The organism is Methanohalophilus sp. DAL1, from assembly GCF_001683555.1.
GTDB lineage: Archaea > Halobacteriota > Methanosarcinia > Methanosarcinales > Methanosarcinaceae > Methanohalophilus > Methanohalophilus euhalobius.
Genome location: NZ_MAFX01000019.1, coordinates 14218 through 30976, shown reverse-complemented (window position 1 = coordinate 30976; position 16759 = coordinate 14218). Strand labels below are relative to the sequence as shown.

The window sequence follows — 16759 nt, the reverse complement described above, 5'->3', positions numbered from 1 at the left end:
AACGCAGTTATATCCATAGGAAAACTTCCATATAACTATCACGACATGGTAATCGGGAGATAACATTTAATGGAAAATATAAATACGGTTCTGAGAAAAGGCTTTCAGACCTGGACACATAATCTCAATATTTGCATCCCATTCTTTTTGAACATCTTTGCAGGCATATTTGCAATGTTTGCCATGTTTATGTTTGCGGTCATTATATTTATTATGCCTGCAATGCAGGACATTACAACAGACCCCACAAATATCAATCCTGAAATGGCATTTGAAGTTCTCGCAGCCGCCTTTTATGAAAATATGGGATTGTTCATACTCCTATTTATCGCAGCATTCATAGTATCCACCCTCATAAGTTCCTATTTTTACGGCGGAGCCATAGGAATGGCAAAAAAAGCGCTCAAAGAAGGCTCCACCAATATCAATGAGATGTTTAAATCAGGAAAAAAGAATCTGGTCAACCTCTTTCTTACAAGGTTCATAGTAATGCTGATTATCCTCGCAGGAATAATCTTCGTGGTGCCCGGAATACTGGCCATTGGGAACCTGAACATATTGATGCAAAACCCTGAAGAAGCACTCTCAGGCGCATTAATCCTTGTTTTTGGAATATTTGTCTGGATATTCTATGCCATTGTGGTCAAGCTGGTCTTTACTTTTGCAGAATATGCACTGGTTGTTGGTGGACTGGAACCCCTGGAAGCCCTGGAAGAAGGGTTCTCATTTTTCATGGACAACAAACTTGACACCGTCATTCTCTGGCTGATTCTGATTGGCCTGTCAATCCTTACAGGAGTGGTCGGGGAAGTCCTGAGTTCCATTGAAATACTCAGCACATTCTGGTCCTTTGCTGATTTTGTCCTGTCCTTTGCAGTAATCCAGCCCCTGACAGTACTGTGGTGGACAAGGATGTATTTAAGCGGCAAAAGCACACAGTTTTATGATATTGATGACTATCTGAAATTTCAGCGTTGATCAGGTCTTGCCAAGAAGCCGACAGGCCTGACAGACATCAGTAGTGCAGGCCTGTCCACAAATTGTGCACTTTTTAATTTCCGCCTGAGGGAATTGTCTTGCAAGTATTCCCACCATTTTATCAAAGCCTTTTTGGATTGAATATTTCGTACCAGGATGTCTTTGTTCAAAGTCGTCAAGCATCAGTCTTACTTCATTACGCAAGGCCTCGTGCTTGTAAGGACACAGGCTTATATCTACCGGAATATCATTGACCTTTGCATACAATTCCACTTCATTTTCAGGGATCTTGCGCAATGGTTTGGCACGTAGGACCAGTCCGTCGAGTTCTCTTGGCGGAGAAAGACGTATCATCCGCTCCACATCACCCCCCAGATGGTTCATCATTATCGTCTGGGCCTCATCATCAAGGTTATGGCCTGTCACAAGTCGTTTTGCCCCGATATCAAGAGCTATCCTGTTAACCAGGGATTTGCGCAGCACACCACAATAACTGCAGGCACCATGTGCCCTTTCCTTTGCTGCCAGTTCATCAAGGGATGTGTCGTATTCATCAGCAAAACTATGGATAAGATGCTTTACACCAATATCGCACGTCAGTTTTCTGGCATACCCTATTGAACGTTCCCTGTAAACAGAAATACCTTCATCAACTGTAATTGCAACAAGTTCCAGATCCCTGCGCTTGCCAAAAATCTTGTTCAAGATATACAGGGCCACACAGCTATCCTTTCCACCACTCAAGGCAACTGCAATTTTTTCGTTTTTACCGATATTGTAATTTTTGCGAATCGTAAGCTTGACCTTACGTTCGACATCTTCTGTAAAATGTTTTTTGCACAGGTGCATACCGGAATAGGGCTGGTAAATGATAGCTTCATGATTGCACTTCATACACCTGGTTTTTTCTTCGGTCATGTGACCACATTCAATTTAATCTCGTATAAATACTTAGGTCACACATTGAATACAAATAAAATAATATACAAATAAAATATTAACATAAACAAAAATATAAATATTGTTATGGATAAATAACGGGCACCATGACAGTTGAAATATCCCTGATACTGTTGTCAATCCTTACAGGATTTTTGCTGGGAATCGTTTCCGGTCTAATCCCAGGCATACATACAAACAATTTCGCCCTGATACTGGTAGGATTGAGTCCCCTTCTTCTTAATCAGGGAATCGAACCTCTTTATGTAGCAATAATTGTATTATCTAACTCCATATCTCATACTTTCCACGATATTATACCCGCCATTTTTCTGGGCGCACCTAACGATGACATGGCACTTGCAGTCCTGCCCGGTCACAGGTTGCTACTGGATGGATATGGTGCTGAAGCTGTCAGACTTTCTGCCCTGGGAAGTGCAGGTTCTGTTGCTTTTGCCCTCATAATGGCATATCCTCTGGTATTTTTCTTCACAAATTCCTATGATACCATACAGGAGAATATGGCATTGATACTCATTGTCATATCAGCCATACTTATCCTGACCGAGAAAGGAGAATATATCACAGGACAGGGATCACTTGCCTCATTTAGATACAAAGGTTATGCTCTTTGTCTTTTTATACTGAGCGGCTTGCTGGGATACTTTGCATTTGAGATGGAATACCTGGCAACACCAATCTTTAAATTTGGTGAAACGTCCATTCTGTTACCTATTTTGAGTGGTTTGTTCGGTGCCTCGCAACTAGCAATCAGCCTGATGTCGGACTCGCATATCCCTTCTGAAAATATATCCCGCATGCAACTTTCAGTAAAGAGAATCGTACGTGGCATAATATCCGGCAGTTTTGCTGGTTCAATTGTTGCATGGCTGCCCGGCATATCGGCTTCAATTGCCACAGTGGTTGCAAGATTTACTATTCCAAAAGAAATTGACAGGGACGATATTGAAGATGAACTGGAAGATTCAAAAGAGTTTATTGTATCCATATCCGGGGTTAATACAGCAAATTCTATTTTTGGCCTTTTTGCCCTGGCGATGATCGGTAAAACAAGAAGCGGTGCGATGGTGGCAGTCAACCGTTTACTTGATACCACAACCATTGAAAGTCGCTCAATAATTCTTTTCCTGATAGCAATCGTTGCAGCAGCCCTGCTGTCCTACCTATCCACCATTACCATTGGAAACAACGTCCATCATGTACTGAAGAGAATAGAATACAGGAAACTCTGTTTTGCTGTCATAGCCGGACTGACTATAATGGTGGCCCTGTTTACCGGGATTTTCGGAATACTGCTCTTTTTGACAGCTACCACAATCGGCATGCTTCCCCCTTTCATGAAAGTCAGGAGGAGTCATCTTATGGGAGTGATTTTGCTGCCTGTGATCCTTTACTTCATTTAAGCATCATGGAAAGATGCAATCATATCCACCATATTGTCCCTGACATTTTTGATAGACTCCAATGCATCCCCACCCAGGTCAATGGGTGACATACCCTGCAGGTCGGCTTCTATAAAGTCCGGGGAAAAAGGAATCTCGCCAAGTACAGGGATACCGATATCCTCCAGCACAGCGGACATGTCGGCTTCGTTGCTCTTATTAACGACCGCAGCAATGTGCCTGATGCCAATCTCGTCAGAGAGTTTCTTTATACGTGATGCGGTTTCTATGGAACGTCTGCCCGGCTCCACAACAATCAGCATCAAATCAATGCCCTTTGTGGTTCCCCTTCCCAGATGTTCTATACCGGCTTCCATATCCATTATGACAGCACTGCTGTCCTTGAGCACCACATGTCTCAGCAGGGCGCGTAAAAATGCTGATGCAGGACACATACAACCACTTCCGCCACGTTCCACTGTACCCATGACGAGCATTTTTACATTATCCGGGCCCACTGCCCCGAATCGTTCAACTACATCATCCACTTTAGGGTTGTATTTGAACATGCCTCCTGTCTGCCCCGCACGCTCCTCGATCATTTCCCTGTATTCGGTCAATGGTTTGGGAGGAACTGTTATACCCAGTGAGGAAGCCAGGTTCATATCTGGATCCGCATCTATTGCCAGTACATCATAGCCATCCCTGGCCAGTAAACGTGCAATCGTACCTGAGATGGTGGTTTTTCCCACACCGCCTTTGCCTGTAATCGCAACTTTGAACATCTTAGTCACCATGTTAACGAAATAACGGAAAGCCAATATACTTCTTCATTAAAGTAGTATCTAAATATAACAAACAGGACTTAAATTATTATGATGGATTCCCCTACAGATAAATACCGGTTAATAAGATCGATACTTGTTAAGATACTTGTACTTAACCTGATTGTATCCTTTGCCAAAATCGGCTATGGTAGTTTTACTAACACCTTAAGTATGGAATCTGACGGTTATCATTCCCTATTTGATGGCATCTCCAACATAATAGGCATTCTCGGAATCCAGATCGCATCAAAACCGCCTGATCGCAGTCATCCCTACGGACACCAAAAATATGAATCCCTGGCATCGGTTTTTATTGCGGTATTGCTGTTCATAGTAGCGGTGGAAATAATCTCCAAATCAGTTGAACGTTTTATCTCACCATCCACACCGGAGATCACTTTTTTAAGTTTTGTTGTAATGATACTTACCATTGCGGTCAACCTCTTTGTAACAATATACGAAAAAAGAGAAGGGGACAAACTGAAAAGTGACATCCTGATTGCAGATTCCATGCATACGAGAAGTGACATCTATGTTTCCATATCAGTCATCGCAGGCCTGCTTGCTGTAAAAGGTGGATACCTCCTTATAGATCCGATAATAGCTGTCATTATCTCCCTGTTTATAATCCGCGCAGCGATCAATATAATCAAAAGCAGCAGCAAAACCCTATGCGACGAATCAAGGATTGATGAAGATATAATATGTAACATAGCTTTTGAAGTAGATGGCGTCATGGAATGCCACCGGATACGCACAAGAGGGACAAAAGGAGAATATTATATCGATCTGCATATAGAGGTGGATCCAAAAATGCCGGTTGATCAGGCCCATGCTATATCCCATCAGGTGAGCGATCAAATAAAGCAGTACATGGAAGATGTAAAGGATGTAGTTGTGCATACGGAGCCACATGAAAAGCAGGATTGAAGCAAATTGATAAATAACGGAATGTGTAACATAATAGCATGGCAGGAAACACGTTTGGCCATTCATTCAGGATAACCACATGGGGAGAATCCCACGGAAAGGCATTAGGAGTAGTTGTGGACGGAACTCCTGCGGGGTTGGCTCTTGATGAAGCGGATATACAGAAGGAATTGGATCGCCGCCGACCGGGACAGAGTGGCGCTGCAACACCCCGCAAAGAAAAAGATCGGGTAGAAATTCTGTCGGGAATTTTTGAAGGTATTACAACAGGCACCCCAATATCACTGATAGTTTACAATAAGGATGCAAATTCCAGTTCCTATGACAAATTGCGCAATAAACCCAGACCCGGTCATGCGGATTTTACCTATATGGAAAAATATGGCCACAGAGACCACAGGGGAGGAGGACGGTCGTCAGGACGTGAGACCATTGGCAGGGTAGCAGCCGGCGCAATTGCAAAAAAATTACTTGGAGCATACGGTATCGAAGTAGTTGCACATGTAATAGAACTCGGAGGAATACGGGCAGAAAATATCGATCCGGATATCAAAACTGCAATCGAAAAAAATCCTGTACGCTGCGCAGACCCTTCAGCTGCTACAAAAATGCTTGAAATGATAGAGAAAATGCGCAACTGCGGGGAAAGCACCGGAGGAATTGTGGAAATCCTTACCACAGGTGTACCGGCAGGATTGGGAGAACCGGTATTCAATAAGATCGATGCAGATATTGCGGCTGCAATGATGGGTATCGGTGCAGTCAAGGGAATTGAATTTGGTGCAGGATTCAAGGCAGCCCGAATGAGAGGCAGTGAGATGAACGATGCCTTTGAAGTTGACAACGAAACAATAAAACCACTTACCAACAACGCAGGCGGGGTGCTCGGAGGACTTACCACAGGCATGCCAATAATTTGCCGCTGTGCTGTAAAACCCACACCATCAATCTCATTACCCCAGCATACGGCAGATATGATGACAAAAAAAGAAGAAATTATAGAAATTAAGGGTCGCCATGATCCGACTATCCCTCCGAGAATGGTACCTGTCGCCGAGGCCATGATGGCAATTGTACTGGCCGATTATATGATACAGAGCGGCCGTATAAATCCGGATAGCATACTGCCTGAAAAATGAAAAGAAAGAGAAAGGAAAAGATTACAAATCCAGTTTTTCCATTCTTCCTACGGCTTCTTCTATACGTTCAACAGTCTGGGTGAGAGCGAACCTGATATAGCCTTCACCATAATCGCCAAATCCTACACCCGGAGTCGCGACAATTCCCGCTTCTTCAAGCAGGAGGGAAGAAAAGTCAATTGAACTATATTTTTCGGGAACCCGGGCCCATACATAGAAGGTGGCCTTTGGCGGATTCACATCAAGACCCATCGCGTCAAGACCTTTCAGCAGGGCATCACGTCTTTGCTTGTATACACTATTCATATCTGTGACACACTGCTGGGAACTGTCCAGTGCAGTAATTCCTGCCTTCTGGACTGCCTCGAATGCACCCGAGTCTATATTGGACTTGACCTTTCCAAAGCCGGTGATTATATCCTTGTTACCCACGGCAAAGGCAATCCTCCAGCCTGTCATATTGTAAGTTTTGGAAAGGGAATAGAATTCAACACCTACATCCATCGCACCATCAACACTCAGGAAACTGGGAGCCTCATAACCATCATAAACCATATCGGAATAAGCATTATCATGGACTATCACAACATCATTTTCCCGTGCAAAATCCACAACCTCTTCAAAGAACTTGAGGCTTGCTGTGGCTGAAGTTGGGTTGTTGGGGTAATTCATGAACATGAGTTTGGTTTTCTCAAGCACATCCTTTGGAATCGAATCCAGATCCGGAAGGAAATCATTTTCCTCAAGCAGAGGCATAATATGAGGTACACCACCTGCAAATTGGGTGCCTATCTTGTACACCGGGTATGCGGGATCAGGCACAAGGGCTACATCTCCGGGATTGAGGAAGGCAAGTGGGATGTGTGCTACACCTTCCTTGGAACCAATCATTGTGAGGGCTTCGGTGGCCGGATCGATGTCAATTCCCTTTGTCTCCTTACACCAGCGGGCTGCTGCCTCCCTGAAAGCCGGCATGCCAGAATAGGATGGATACCTGTGGGTTGAGGGATCGCGGACAGCCTCGCACATGGAATCGACGATATGCTGATGTGTAGGCTGATCAGGATCACCCACACCAAGGTCTATTACATCCACGCCCTTTTCTTTGACCTTGGCTTTGGCTTCATCTATCGTTGCAAACAAATACGGTGGTAGTGCATTTATTCTGTCTGAGTACATTGCTTCACCTGAATTACAATCAAAAATTTCGATATATCAGTATCAGTAGTCATATTGTAATGAAGCTATTTAAAAATCATGGGTGGTAAAAAAGAAAAAAGGTCACTTATTGCTCAATGGCTTCAAGGGTATCTTTATCCTCGGATGATGCATCAGAGAACGATGATGATTCGAGAATGGACAGGGATCATCAACTCATCAGAAGGATCACAACGACTACTACCCCCCTCCATGACAGCCGGATCGACCTCTCAGAAAAAGGGGAGGCCGTCTATCAGGACAGGGGATATTTCGGCGCGAAACCGCGGGCATCGATGGACAGGACCATGCAGAGCCGTTCGCGGACATCCACTATCCATCAAGGAGAAATGCAGAAACAAAGCAATCAGCAGGGGAAGATCCCTGGTGGAATAACCGTTCGCCGTGATATTCATGCCCAACTCTCAGACGCACAATCTAACCTGAATCTCACCAAATATCTGGATAAATTAAAATCAGGGAGTTTTCCTGATAATTTGCTTATTGTTCGGGAACCCTGGGATTTCGCGTTCTCCCGCGTTGAAGTCATCAAAAATAATTTGATTGAAGGGGGCAGAAGTTGCGCTGCCGCATGGGATGAAAAAATCGGTGGGGTTACAGGGAACGCTTGCGGATACACCCTCACCCGCGAGTCAGAGGCGCTCCCCCGAGACAGGAACGTTTGTACAGAACCCTCCCCACGAAAATCAATTCATCCCGCCTGTTCCCTGCTTCTTCCCACGTCCTCACTCCCCCGCATTGCCGAAACAATGATTGCCGGGACCGTGAGCACCGATGAGATGAAGAAAACAAATGCAATCCCGGTGGTGAACGTGATCTGTGTATCTATGGGCATGTTCATACCGCCCACAACGAACATGTTCATCATCATTTCCAGCGGGATGGTACTGAGGAGGAGGGGAAGCGCAATGGTCATCGAGATCACCATGCCGGAGGTGTTCAGGAATGAACGCATCGACGATGCCACCCCCCGCCGTTTCAATGGAACGGACGCCATGATCGCACTGGTGTTCGGAGGCTGGAACAGCCCGCTTCCAAACCCGTGCACGAACATCCAGACTGCGAGCACCCGGTACGTGGTGTCGTACTGCATCATGGAAAGCCCGACCAGCCCGACAAGGGAGAGCACGAGCCCTCCGGTACTGATCAACCTGGACCCGTATTTGTCGGAGAGGTTTCCCCCCAGCGGCCCGGCGATGATCAGCCCGATCGCCATCGGTGTGATCAGAATGCTTGCCATGAGCGGGTCGTAGCCTCGCAGACCCTGGAAGAACAGAATCATCATTATCATGACAGCGCCGCGGGCGATAGAATTCAGAAACGCGCTTGCCTGTCCGTAGGTGAATATGCGGATGCCGAACAGGGAGAGGTCAATGAGTGGATCTTGAATTGTGAGTTCGTGGCGGATGAATGCGACAAGCGAAATAATGCCGACGGCAAGTGTGGCCAGCATTGGAACGGAGAGAAGTCCAAAAATGAGGCCGACGCTCAGATAGACGGCCAGGGTCACGAAAGCAACCGTAAAGAGGAGTATGCCCGGCACGTCAAACGATTCTTTCCCGCTGAACTCCGTTACTTCCCTGAGCCGGGTGTGAGCGACATATGCAACAACGAGTCCGATCGGTACATTGAAAAAAAAGTTCAGCCGCCAGTCGATCATCGTCAGGAAACCGCCGAGGATCGGACCGACGGCAAACGCAGCAGCCTTGATCATGGAGAGGACACCCATTGCCTTCCCGAGTTCATAGGGGGGAAATGCATCTACAACGAGGATGTTGCCATTCGCAACGAGAAACGCCCCTCCCACTGCCTGGAGGATGCGGAACCCGATGAGCTGGGTGATATTCGCAGCAAACCCGCACAGGAGCGAGCCGATGGTGAAGGCGACAAGTCCGAAGACATAGAGTTTTTTTCGCCCGTGGATGTCGGCAAGACGTCCGCATGCCGGGGCGAGGATGGTGATGATCAGTGTGTAGGCGATGAGCACCCACATCACCCCGATGAGGTTTGTATCCAGGTCCACCATGATCGTCGGCAGTGCGATGATCAGAGTGCTTGCATTCAATATGCCAACGAGCGTTCCCAGAGAGGCCACAGCCAGGGCCACCCATTTATATCGATCGGTTTCTGTAAGTGGAGCTGTCAATATGATCATTCCTTTCTGTTTGTGGTACGGATATCAAATACAGGAGAAAATTTTCTGAAAACGGCAGAGCTGCCGTATATTTTTTTATTTGGGTTTCTCAACTCAAGGTTCAGGGATCCGACGCAGGTTTTCGATCATTCTGTCCAGAAGATTGCGCACCATATCCCGTTCCTCGTCGGTAAACCCCTGGAACAGAGACTCATTGATGGAGTCATAGACTTCGAGAATGATTGGTTTCATCCTGGCGCCCTCGGCGGTGAGAGAAAGGAGATAAGCCCTGTGATTTGTGGGGTCGCGCATGCGCCGGATATATCCGGCTTCCATGAGTTTCCTGACGACACGGGTGCCAATCGCTTTGTCGACACCGCTCATCGAGACCAGTTCGTCCTGTCTTACCAGGTCCCCCTCACTCAACCGGGTCAGGAACCCGGCCTGGCTGGGGCCGATTGCATGAGGAGAAATTTTCCTGGTGAACAGCGTGCGATAAGACCAGTAGAGAAATCCGATCTTTTTTGTTACGCGTTCATCCTTCATTGCCATCCATTAATCCTCCATTGCCGTCAGTTGACATGTCAATCGAGATATTTATACCTATTGTTGACGACAGACTGCCTGAGTTTTTCAAAACAATCATGATGCCTCCTGCCATGGATCCAGCGCATTGAAGGACCTGAAGGCCGTGACCGGGATCGACCCTGTTTATCAGGACGGCACAACCGATCCCTCTTTGGCCCATCTCCATCCGATGACGATACGGCAGAACCGGGCGGCAGCGTCGCCGGGCAGTGGGTCGTAGCCTTGCATGCCCTAGAAGAACACAGAATCATCAGGATCATGACGGCGCCGTCATCCAGAGATTCACCTTAAACCATGACATGTCAGGCATCAAATAGAGAATCAGGAAGAATAATGCCGATGACACAGTCCTGGAGAGCGAAACAGAAACCTTAAATAACAGGGTTGCACTGCCCTCTATGATCAAGATGGATGTGATAAGATGAACGTGATCGGAATAAATGGAAGCCCGCGGGGGCGGGATAGTAAGACGGGCCAGCTTCTGGATGCGGTACTCAGGGGAGCCGAAATGGCCGGAGCCAACGTGGAACGAATCGATGCGGCGGCTCTCGACATCAAGTTCTGTACAGGTTGCACGGTCTGCCACGATACAGGGGAGTGCCCGAAGAAAGATGACTATGCACTAACCTTCGAAAAAATGATCCGGGCCGACGGGATTGTACTGGGCTCGCCGAATTACATCAACAACGTGACCGCACAGATGAAGGTGCTCCTGGACAGAATGTCAGATGTCGTCCACTGCCAGCGTTTCGTTGGAAAATATGGCTGTGCGGTCTCGACCGCCGGCGGGGCGGGTGCAAGCGAGGTGACAACCTACCTCAACAATGTGCTCAGGATACTTGGAGCCGACACCATCGGTGAGGTCAGCATCGATCTCGTCGCTGATTCCGGCGCGTTCTTTAACGCCGAAGAACGGTCCTTCGAACTCGGACAGGATCTTGCTACGGCGATCGCGGAAACGAGAAGATACCCTGAACAGGAGAAATTCCACACGGAAATGGCAGACAGGATGAAAGCACTCGTCGCCTCAAACAAAGAGCGCTGGAGGCACGAGTATGATTACTGGAATGCAATGACGCAGAACTGAAAACCTGCAAGCCGGTATCTGGAGAGACGCGCAGATCGGTCATGCTCGCCAACGCGGACCAGGCGCGCGCTTCGATCATGGCAGGAGAGTCCTGAGCAAGTATCTGGCGGACAAACTCATATCGCTCCTGTCCCGGCGTTCCGGATGAGGTATGCCATCCAGTGTCCTATCCTCACCCTGCCGAAATCAAGGGCGATCGTCGTGGTTCCTCCGGGACAGTTCGCTTCTACATCCTGTATTCTCGAAGACACATAACGATGGTGGGAAAAAAGAGACACAAATTCGTTTTATTGCAATTTAGTTGATATATTTTCAGTATTCTGAAAATGCTCAATATCGTTATGTGTTGTACTTGACACCTAACGAGCGCAAATATATCCGCCAATGAAATATGCCCCGATTATAATATAAGTCGAAATTCAGCCATTTTGAATATGGCTCGTTATGAATTTGCAGGAATGTAGGATGTAACTACGGGAAAAAGTGGTCGGGAATATGAAGTGAAAGTCGACGGCAAAGATGTCTTGGAGAACATTTAAGAACTTCGAACACAGAATCGTACTGTTCAGATCTGTATAATTAAACAAGGAAGATTGAAGAACCATGCATAAGAAGGAGGGATCGATGATGACGCAGACATACGACTATATCATCGTCGGGGCCGGTACATCCGGCCCTGTTGTAGCATCCAGACTGAGTGAAGACCCCCAGGTCTCCATTCTGCTGCTGGAGGCGGGCGGGGAGAACACCAACGATATTTCCCGGACACCGGGAGCATTCTTTAAGGTCTGGGGGACTGATTACGACTGGCAGTATGAGACAGAACCGCAAAAGGGCTTAAACAACCGGAAAATCTACTCTCCCGGGGGGCATGTTGTAGGGGGATCTTCGGCAATCAACATGGGATTCTGGATGAGGGGGACAAAGGAAGACTATGATTTCTGGGAACAACAGGGCGCCATGGGCTGGAATTTCGAAACGGCTCTGGAGATGTTCCAGAAAATTGAGGATACAGATTTAGGGCCGACCCGGTACAGGGGAAAAGGCGGCAAGGTACGTCTGGAATATTCAGCATATCCGACTGAATTTACCGATACCCTGCTGAATGCGTTTAAAGAAGCCGGATTTGGCGACATCGGGGATTTCCAGGCTGAAACTCCGTATCGCGCGGATATTGTCCAGAAAGATTTCATTAACCAGGTCCGGCACACCCCTGCTGACAGTTATCTGTCTAAGGAGATCCGCAAAAGGCCCAATCTGACCGTTCAGACCGATACCTTTGTCCGCAATGTTATCTTTAAAGGGAACCGGGCGGTGGGCGTCGAAGTCGAACATCAGGGCAAAGTGCAGCAGATCACGGCGGGTGCCGAGATCATTCTTTCGGCGGGCACCTATAACACGGCACAGATCCTGAAATTGTCCGGAGTGGGGCCAAAAGAAGAGCTGGCAAAGCACGGCATTCCTGTGGTTGCAGATGTTCCGGGGGTCGGCGAAAACCTCAACGATCACCTGCTGGTAAACGTCCTGATCCTCTCTTCCATTCCTATCCCGGATACCCATTTTAACCCCGTCAGCGATGAGTCGATAGCGCAGTGGCGAAGAGAGCGGACCGGGCCTGCCTGTTACTATCCCGGCCCGGCGGCGGGTCTGATATCCAGCGATAAAACGTACACCGGCCCTGACTTTGAAATAATTCTGGAGTACGTCCACAACGCGAACGGCTCTGAAAAAGAGTTCGCGGGCGTGGAGAATATCGCCGAAAGGAGCGGATACTCATTCACCGTGATTCTTACGGTACCCAAAAGCAGGGGAAACGTCCTGCTCGCATCGGGAGACCCGCATGACAAGCCCCTCATCAATCCGAATTATCTCAGCAACCCTGACGATATGAAGAAGTTTATCAAAGGCATCCGGTATGCAATGCAGCTCACAAAAACCCGGGCGCTTTTGCCCTATACGGAAAGGGTGCACCCCGCCCCGGACGCAAGCGACGCTGATATTGAAACCTTTATCCACAGTGAAGCTTCCTCCGTCTTTCATCCCGTGGGCACTGCACGTATTGGCGACCTTAAAAAAGATCCCATGGCTGTGGTGGATTCCCATCTGCGGGTACGGGGAGTGGAAGGGCTGCGTGTTGCGGATGCGTCCATCATGCCGCAGGTGACTCGCGGGCATACCATGGCGCCGGTAACCTACATCGGTGAAATGGCCGCTCAAATCATACGGTCGGAAAAACACTGACCAGAACGGTATTTATAAACCGGGATGAAGCACAAAAGAGTCCGGACTTTATATCTGAAAAAATTTTCAATCCCTTACCCAATTAACAGAACCGGGCGATCGCTTTCTGATCCGTGGTCATTGTACGCACCATCTGCAGTAAGAAACTCCTCTCTCCGAATAATCAATTACCACAAGATCTTTGTACTTTCAGTGAAAACCCCCCTTTTATGCCCCTTGTCACCGGTTTCGATGACCGCTCGATCCTGTCAATCGGCCATCTCGGTATTGTCGCCGGTGCCTGCGACTCTCTTCGCATCGCCGATGTAATCGATACCGCTTCCCCAAGACCCGTCACCATCATCTCAGCCATTCTCAGGTCATCAAGGCAATGGTTCTCAACGGTCTCGGGTTCATCGAACACCGCCTCTATCTTTTTCCCGAGTTTTTCGACGATATCGCCGTTGAACGTCTCCTCGGAGAGGGCATCACGCGTGAACATCTCAATGACGATGTGCTCGGTCGAACCCTGGACACGGTCGCAGCCTGGGTAAAGGAAGTCGTACTTAATTGTCTTATCGATAACGATGAGAAAATGAAGCATCTCATCACCTGGTTTTTGAATGAGGTGATGCAAGAGGAAGCAGATCTGCAGGCAGGAGTCGGGAGATACCGGATAACCGGGCTCATATAGTGATCTTTCTGAAGAGATAGGATCCAATAGCCGCCATGGCGATGGTGAATCCGCCCAGCACCGCAAAGCACACCACCGGATCGACCTGAGCGGTGCCGGAAAGGCCGTAACGTAAACCTTCGACACCATAGGTCAACGGGTCCAGCAATGTGACGGGTATGAGCCAGGACGGCAGACTCTCGATCGGAAAAAGTGCTCCCGAAAGCCCGAAGATCGGGAAGATCACAAAATTCATGATGAGTTGAAACCCGTGCATATCCTCCATTCTTGAGGCGATGGCGATCCCGAATGCGGTGAATGCGATGCCGATGAGGATCATGAACAGAAAGGCGATAAGAAATCCGACGGCGCTTACGATAATCAGGCCGATAAGCACTGAGAGCACCAGGATGATCAATCCCTGAATAAACGCGGTGGTTGCTCCTCCAAGTGTCTGGCCGAGCATGATCTCCAGCCGCGATACCGGGGCCACCAGGGTCTCTTTGAGAAACCCGAACTGTTTGTCCCAGATGATCTGTACGCCCGCGGAGATCGAAGTAAACAGGACGGTCATCGCGATGACGCCGGGTATGAGGAACTCAAGATAGCCTTCTCCAGTACCCGGAATTACCACAACCGAATTCAGTCCGAACCCCAGGATGAGCAGGAAGAAGAGGGGCATCCCGAGACTGCCGAGAATTCTGCTTTTTGAGCGGACATATCGCTTGACGTTGCGCAGCCAGATGGCATATATAATATCCATTTTACCGCCTCGAAGCCCGATGAATCATACGCATACGTATCGCTTCTCTTCCGTCGGCTTCCTGTTCGCGAATAGTTCTGCCGGTATAATCCAGAAACACATCTTCGAGTGTCGGTTTACGGACGGAAATCGATGTGATCTCGATTTCGTTGCCGTTCAACAGGGTGACAATCTCAGAAAGGTGTGTATCTGCATTGTGCAGGTTGATCGTGACATAGCCGTCGCGTTGTTCGATCCGCTCGACCCACGGCGCCGTGATCTTCGAGGAGATCCGATCACCGTCCGGTGTCTGGATGGTGACCACATCCCCGCCGACCTTGTTTTTTAGATTCTGGGCTGTATCCAGAGCGATGATTGTGCCGTGGTCGATGATAGCGATCCTGTCGCAGAGTCTGTCGGCCTCTTCCATATAGTGGGTCGTAAGGATGATGGTGATGCCCATATCTTTGTTTAACTGTTCAATGTACTGCCAGAGATGGTTTCGTGTCTGGGGATCGAGACCAAGGGTAGGTTCGTCAAGGAAAAGCACTTTCGGCCGATGGAGCAGCCCCCGTGCGATCTCGAGGCGCCGCCTCATGCCGCCGGAAAATGTCTTGACAAGATCATTTTTTCTATCTTCAAGTTCCACAAGGGTCAGCAGATCGAAAATGCGTTCCTCTCTGATGTTTTTCGGGATACGATAGAGTCTGCCGTGGAAGTCCATATTTTCGTAGGCGGTCAGTTCTTCATCCAGACTCTGGTCCTGAAAGACGATTCCGATAGATTTCCTGACACCGTCCTCGTCTGTCAGCAGATCCCTGTCGTTGACCGTGGCGGTCCCGGAGGTCGGTTTTAGCATGGTGGAGAGCATGGAGATCGTGGTGGTTTTGCCTGCCCCGTTCGGGCCGAGCAACCCGAATATTTCCCCGCTTTCAATGTCGAACGAGAGCTTGTTGACGGCAATGAAATCATGAAACGTTCTGGTTAGATTTTCAACGTGTATCGCAGACATCAGATTTGATCCTCCTTAAATCGTCGATGCATTTTTCCAGAATCCTGGCGGTGCGACCATTGTTGTCGGGTGACAGATCGTCGATAACGATTCTGATTTCAAAAAACAACCTGTAAAGTGTGGATTTGTCCTGTCTGAATATTTCTATGAACAGGTTTCTGAGAACAAGCGTTTTTTCTCTTGATTCTTTTCGATGCTCCCGGATCTGCTGCAGCGTCTTTTCTCCGAACGACGTGAGTCTATAGATATTTTTAGAACGCTTTCCGGTTTCCACTATCCGTATGAGATGTTCTTCCTCCAGATCCTTCAACAGAGGATACAATGTCCTTTGCTTGGAACCCATTTGCCTTCCGTTTTTTTTGCAATCTCTTTCAACAGGTCATAGCCTGACTTCGGTTCTTGATATAGCGAGTAAAGGATAAATAGGGTGGCCAGACTTCTTTCCTTTCCACATGTCGGGGAGAATTTCCAGAAGTCGTTCATGATTCACCAAAGTGGGATAATAGTTCAATATCGAACTGTTCAGTATAGTACTATCAGAACCCTATATTATCCTTTTGATATTGGCGAACGTGTGTGGTATCCCGTAATCATTTGACATCAAACATATCTGTTGATGTGAGCACTTTCTCCGGCCTGGATATCTGAGTGGATTTCGATGAACCCCTGATCAAAGGGGCACTCCTGATAAACTATTGATCTGCGGCAGGCATTGAGTGGGGTTTTCGAAATCCTCATCTGCCAGAAAGGGACATTGCCGAAAAACGCATCACGGCCGGAGCACCGTTCACACACTTCGGCCGTCAGGTCCTCTGAAAGACACGGCAGGACCGAATATCCCACATATCCCCAAGAAATTTATGCTGTCA

17 protein-coding genes and 1 pseudogene are annotated in these 16759 nt (G+C 48.0%); 7 read left to right on the top strand and 11 right to left on the bottom strand.

All coding sequences use genetic code 11. The annotated features are described in order from the left end of the window. Positions 1-69: 69 nt before the first annotated feature. A complete protein-coding gene (locus A9957_RS05055; protein ID WP_292343398.1) occupies positions 70-978 on the top strand; it encodes a hypothetical protein in 909 nt (302 codons plus the stop codon). Here the strand turns inward: A9957_RS05055 and A9957_RS05050 are convergent, their stop codons facing one another. Further along, positions 979-1896: a TIGR00269 family protein gene (locus A9957_RS05050; RefSeq protein ID WP_292343397.1), complete on the bottom strand. Its 918-nt coding sequence runs from the start codon at positions 1894-1896 to the stop codon at positions 979-981. A gap of 128 nt (positions 1897-2024) precedes the next feature. Here A9957_RS05050 and A9957_RS05045 point away from each other — a divergent pair, with 128 nt between their 5' ends. Beyond that, positions 2025-3341 (top strand): tripartite tricarboxylate transporter permease, encoded by a 1317-nt coding sequence (locus A9957_RS05045; RefSeq protein WP_292343395.1) that lies wholly within the window; start codon positions 2025-2027, stop codon positions 3339-3341. Here the strand turns inward: A9957_RS05045 and A9957_RS05040 are convergent. After that, positions 3338-4105, bottom strand: coding sequence for a carbon monoxide dehydrogenase accessory protein CooC (locus A9957_RS05040; RefSeq protein ID WP_292343394.1), 768 nt, complete (start codon positions 4103-4105; stop codon positions 3338-3340). The two genes, A9957_RS05045 and A9957_RS05040, sit on opposite strands and share 4 nt — an antisense overlap. A gap of 90 nt (positions 4106-4195) precedes the next feature. Here A9957_RS05040 and A9957_RS05035 point away from each other — a divergent pair, with 90 nt between their 5' ends. Together A9957_RS05035 and aroC are read left to right on the top strand one after the other, a co-directional pair. Next, positions 4196-5077 (top strand): cation diffusion facilitator family transporter, encoded by an 882-nt coding sequence (locus A9957_RS05035; RefSeq protein ID WP_105459958.1) that lies wholly within the window; start codon positions 4196-4198, stop codon positions 5075-5077. Positions 5078-5115: 38 nt separating this feature from the next. Beyond that, entirely contained in the window at positions 5116-6216 is a 1101-nt protein-coding gene (aroC, locus tag A9957_RS05030; protein WP_105459957.1) for a chorismate synthase, read from the top strand. 21 nt (positions 6217-6237) lie between these two features. On the opposite strand, the gene A9957_RS05025 is transcribed toward aroC, so the two are convergent. The 5 genes from A9957_RS05025 to A9957_RS05005 form a co-directional block, all read right to left on the bottom strand. Then, a complete protein-coding gene (locus tag A9957_RS05025) occupies positions 6238-7395 on the bottom strand; it encodes an LL-diaminopimelate aminotransferase (protein WP_292343393.1) in 1158 nt (385 codons plus the stop codon). Between the two features lie 251 nt (positions 7396-7646). Next, positions 7647-7829 carry a hypothetical protein gene (locus tag A9957_RS05020; protein ID WP_292343391.1) on the bottom strand — a complete coding sequence of 61 codons (183 nt, stop codon included), beginning with the start codon at positions 7827-7829 and terminating at the stop codon, positions 7647-7649. Positions 7830-8125: 296 nt separating this feature from the next. Then, positions 8126-9529 carry an MFS transporter gene (locus A9957_RS05015; protein WP_181079114.1) on the bottom strand — a complete coding sequence of 468 codons (1404 nt, stop codon included), beginning with the start codon at positions 9527-9529 and terminating at the stop codon, positions 8126-8128. A gap of 153 nt (positions 9530-9682) precedes the next feature. Next, complete coding sequence (locus tag A9957_RS05010; RefSeq protein ID WP_258082531.1) at positions 9683-10114, bottom strand: MarR family winged helix-turn-helix transcriptional regulator; 432 nt, start codon at positions 10112-10114, stop codon at positions 9683-9685. Continuing rightward, entirely contained in the window at positions 10104-10316 is a 213-nt protein-coding gene (locus tag A9957_RS05005) for a hypothetical protein (RefSeq protein ID WP_292343389.1), read from the bottom strand. The genes A9957_RS05010 and A9957_RS05005 overlap by 11 nt, the downstream gene beginning before the upstream one ends. A gap of 261 nt (positions 10317-10577) precedes the next feature. Here A9957_RS05005 and A9957_RS05000 point away from each other — a divergent pair, with 261 nt between their 5' ends. The 3 genes and pseudogenes from A9957_RS05000 to A9957_RS04990 form a co-directional block, all read left to right on the top strand. Further along, positions 10578-11243, top strand: a complete 666-nt coding sequence (locus A9957_RS05000) for a flavodoxin family protein (RefSeq protein WP_292343387.1) — start codon at positions 10578-10580, stop codon at positions 11241-11243. 624 nt (positions 11244-11867) lie between these two features. Then, entirely contained in the window at positions 11868-13484 is a 1617-nt protein-coding gene (locus A9957_RS04995; protein ID WP_292343386.1) for a GMC family oxidoreductase, read from the top strand. A gap of 209 nt (positions 13485-13693) precedes the next feature. Continuing rightward, a pseudogene (locus A9957_RS04990) lies at positions 13694-14004 on the top strand (DUF4277 domain-containing protein); the annotation flags it as partial. Positions 14005-14149: 145 nt separating this feature from the next. Here A9957_RS04990 and A9957_RS04985 read toward each other — a convergent pair. The 4 genes from A9957_RS04985 to A9957_RS04970 form a co-directional block, all read right to left on the bottom strand. After that, complete coding sequence (locus A9957_RS04985; RefSeq protein ID WP_292343384.1) at positions 14150-14899, bottom strand: ABC transporter permease; 750 nt, start codon at positions 14897-14899, stop codon at positions 14150-14152. A gap of 1 nt (position 14900) precedes the next feature. Continuing rightward, complete coding sequence (locus A9957_RS04980) at positions 14901-15890, bottom strand: ATP-binding cassette domain-containing protein (protein ID WP_292343382.1); 990 nt, start codon at positions 15888-15890, stop codon at positions 14901-14903. Further along, positions 15871-16233, bottom strand: coding sequence for a helix-turn-helix transcriptional regulator (locus tag A9957_RS04975; protein WP_292343380.1), 363 nt, complete (start codon positions 16231-16233; stop codon positions 15871-15873). Before A9957_RS04975 ends, A9957_RS04980 begins: the two co-directional genes overlap by 20 nt. Positions 16234-16490: 257 nt before the next feature. Further along, positions 16491-16733 carry a hypothetical protein gene (locus A9957_RS04970; RefSeq protein ID WP_292343378.1) on the bottom strand — a complete coding sequence of 81 codons (243 nt, stop codon included), beginning with the start codon at positions 16731-16733 and terminating at the stop codon, positions 16491-16493. Positions 16734-16759 lie beyond the last annotated feature (26 nt).

What these genes read in the sequence shown, in the direction of transcription:
- A9957_RS05055 (WP_292343398.1), top strand. Translation starts at nt 70, where the DNA reads ATGGAAAATATAAATACGGTTCTGAGAAAAGGCTTTCAGACCTGGACA.
- A9957_RS05050 (WP_292343397.1), bottom strand. Translation starts at nt 1,896, where the DNA reads ATGACCGAAGAAAAAACCAGGTGTATGAAGTGCAATCATGAAGCTATC.
- A9957_RS05045 (WP_292343395.1), top strand. Translation starts at nt 2,025, where the DNA reads ATGACAGTTGAAATATCCCTGATACTGTTGTCAATCCTTACAGGATTT.
- A9957_RS05040 (WP_292343394.1), bottom strand. Translation starts at nt 4,105, where the DNA reads ATGTTCAAAGTTGCGATTACAGGCAAAGGCGGTGTGGGAAAAACCACC.
- A9957_RS05035 (WP_105459958.1), top strand. Translation starts at nt 4,196, where the DNA reads ATGATGGATTCCCCTACAGATAAATACCGGTTAATAAGATCGATACTT.
- aroC (WP_105459957.1), top strand. Translation starts at nt 5,116, where the DNA reads ATGGCAGGAAACACGTTTGGCCATTCATTCAGGATAACCACATGGGGA.
- A9957_RS05025 (WP_292343393.1), bottom strand. Translation starts at nt 7,395, where the DNA reads ATGTACTCAGACAGAATAAATGCACTACCACCGTATTTGTTTGCAACG.
- A9957_RS05020 (WP_292343391.1), bottom strand. Translation starts at nt 7,829, where the DNA reads ATGAATATCACGGCGAACGGTTATTCCACCAGGGATCTTCCCCTGCTG.
- A9957_RS05010 (WP_258082531.1), bottom strand. Translation starts at nt 10,114, where the DNA reads ATGAAGGATGAACGCGTAACAAAAAAGATCGGATTTCTCTACTGGTCT.
- A9957_RS05005 (WP_292343389.1), bottom strand. Translation starts at nt 10,316, where the DNA reads ATGGGCCAAAGAGGGATCGGTTGTGCCGTCCTGATAAACAGGGTCGAT.
- A9957_RS05000 (WP_292343387.1), top strand. Translation starts at nt 10,578, where the DNA reads ATGAACGTGATCGGAATAAATGGAAGCCCGCGGGGGCGGGATAGTAAG.
- A9957_RS04995 (WP_292343386.1), top strand. Translation starts at nt 11,868, where the DNA reads ATGATGACGCAGACATACGACTATATCATCGTCGGGGCCGGTACATCC.
- A9957_RS04985 (WP_292343384.1), bottom strand. Translation starts at nt 14,899, where the DNA reads ATGGATATTATATATGCCATCTGGCTGCGCAACGTCAAGCGATATGTC.
- A9957_RS04980 (WP_292343382.1), bottom strand. Translation starts at nt 15,890, where the DNA reads ATGTCTGCGATACACGTTGAAAATCTAACCAGAACGTTTCATGATTTC.
- A9957_RS04975 (WP_292343380.1), bottom strand. Translation starts at nt 16,233, where the DNA reads ATGGGTTCCAAGCAAAGGACATTGTATCCTCTGTTGAAGGATCTGGAG.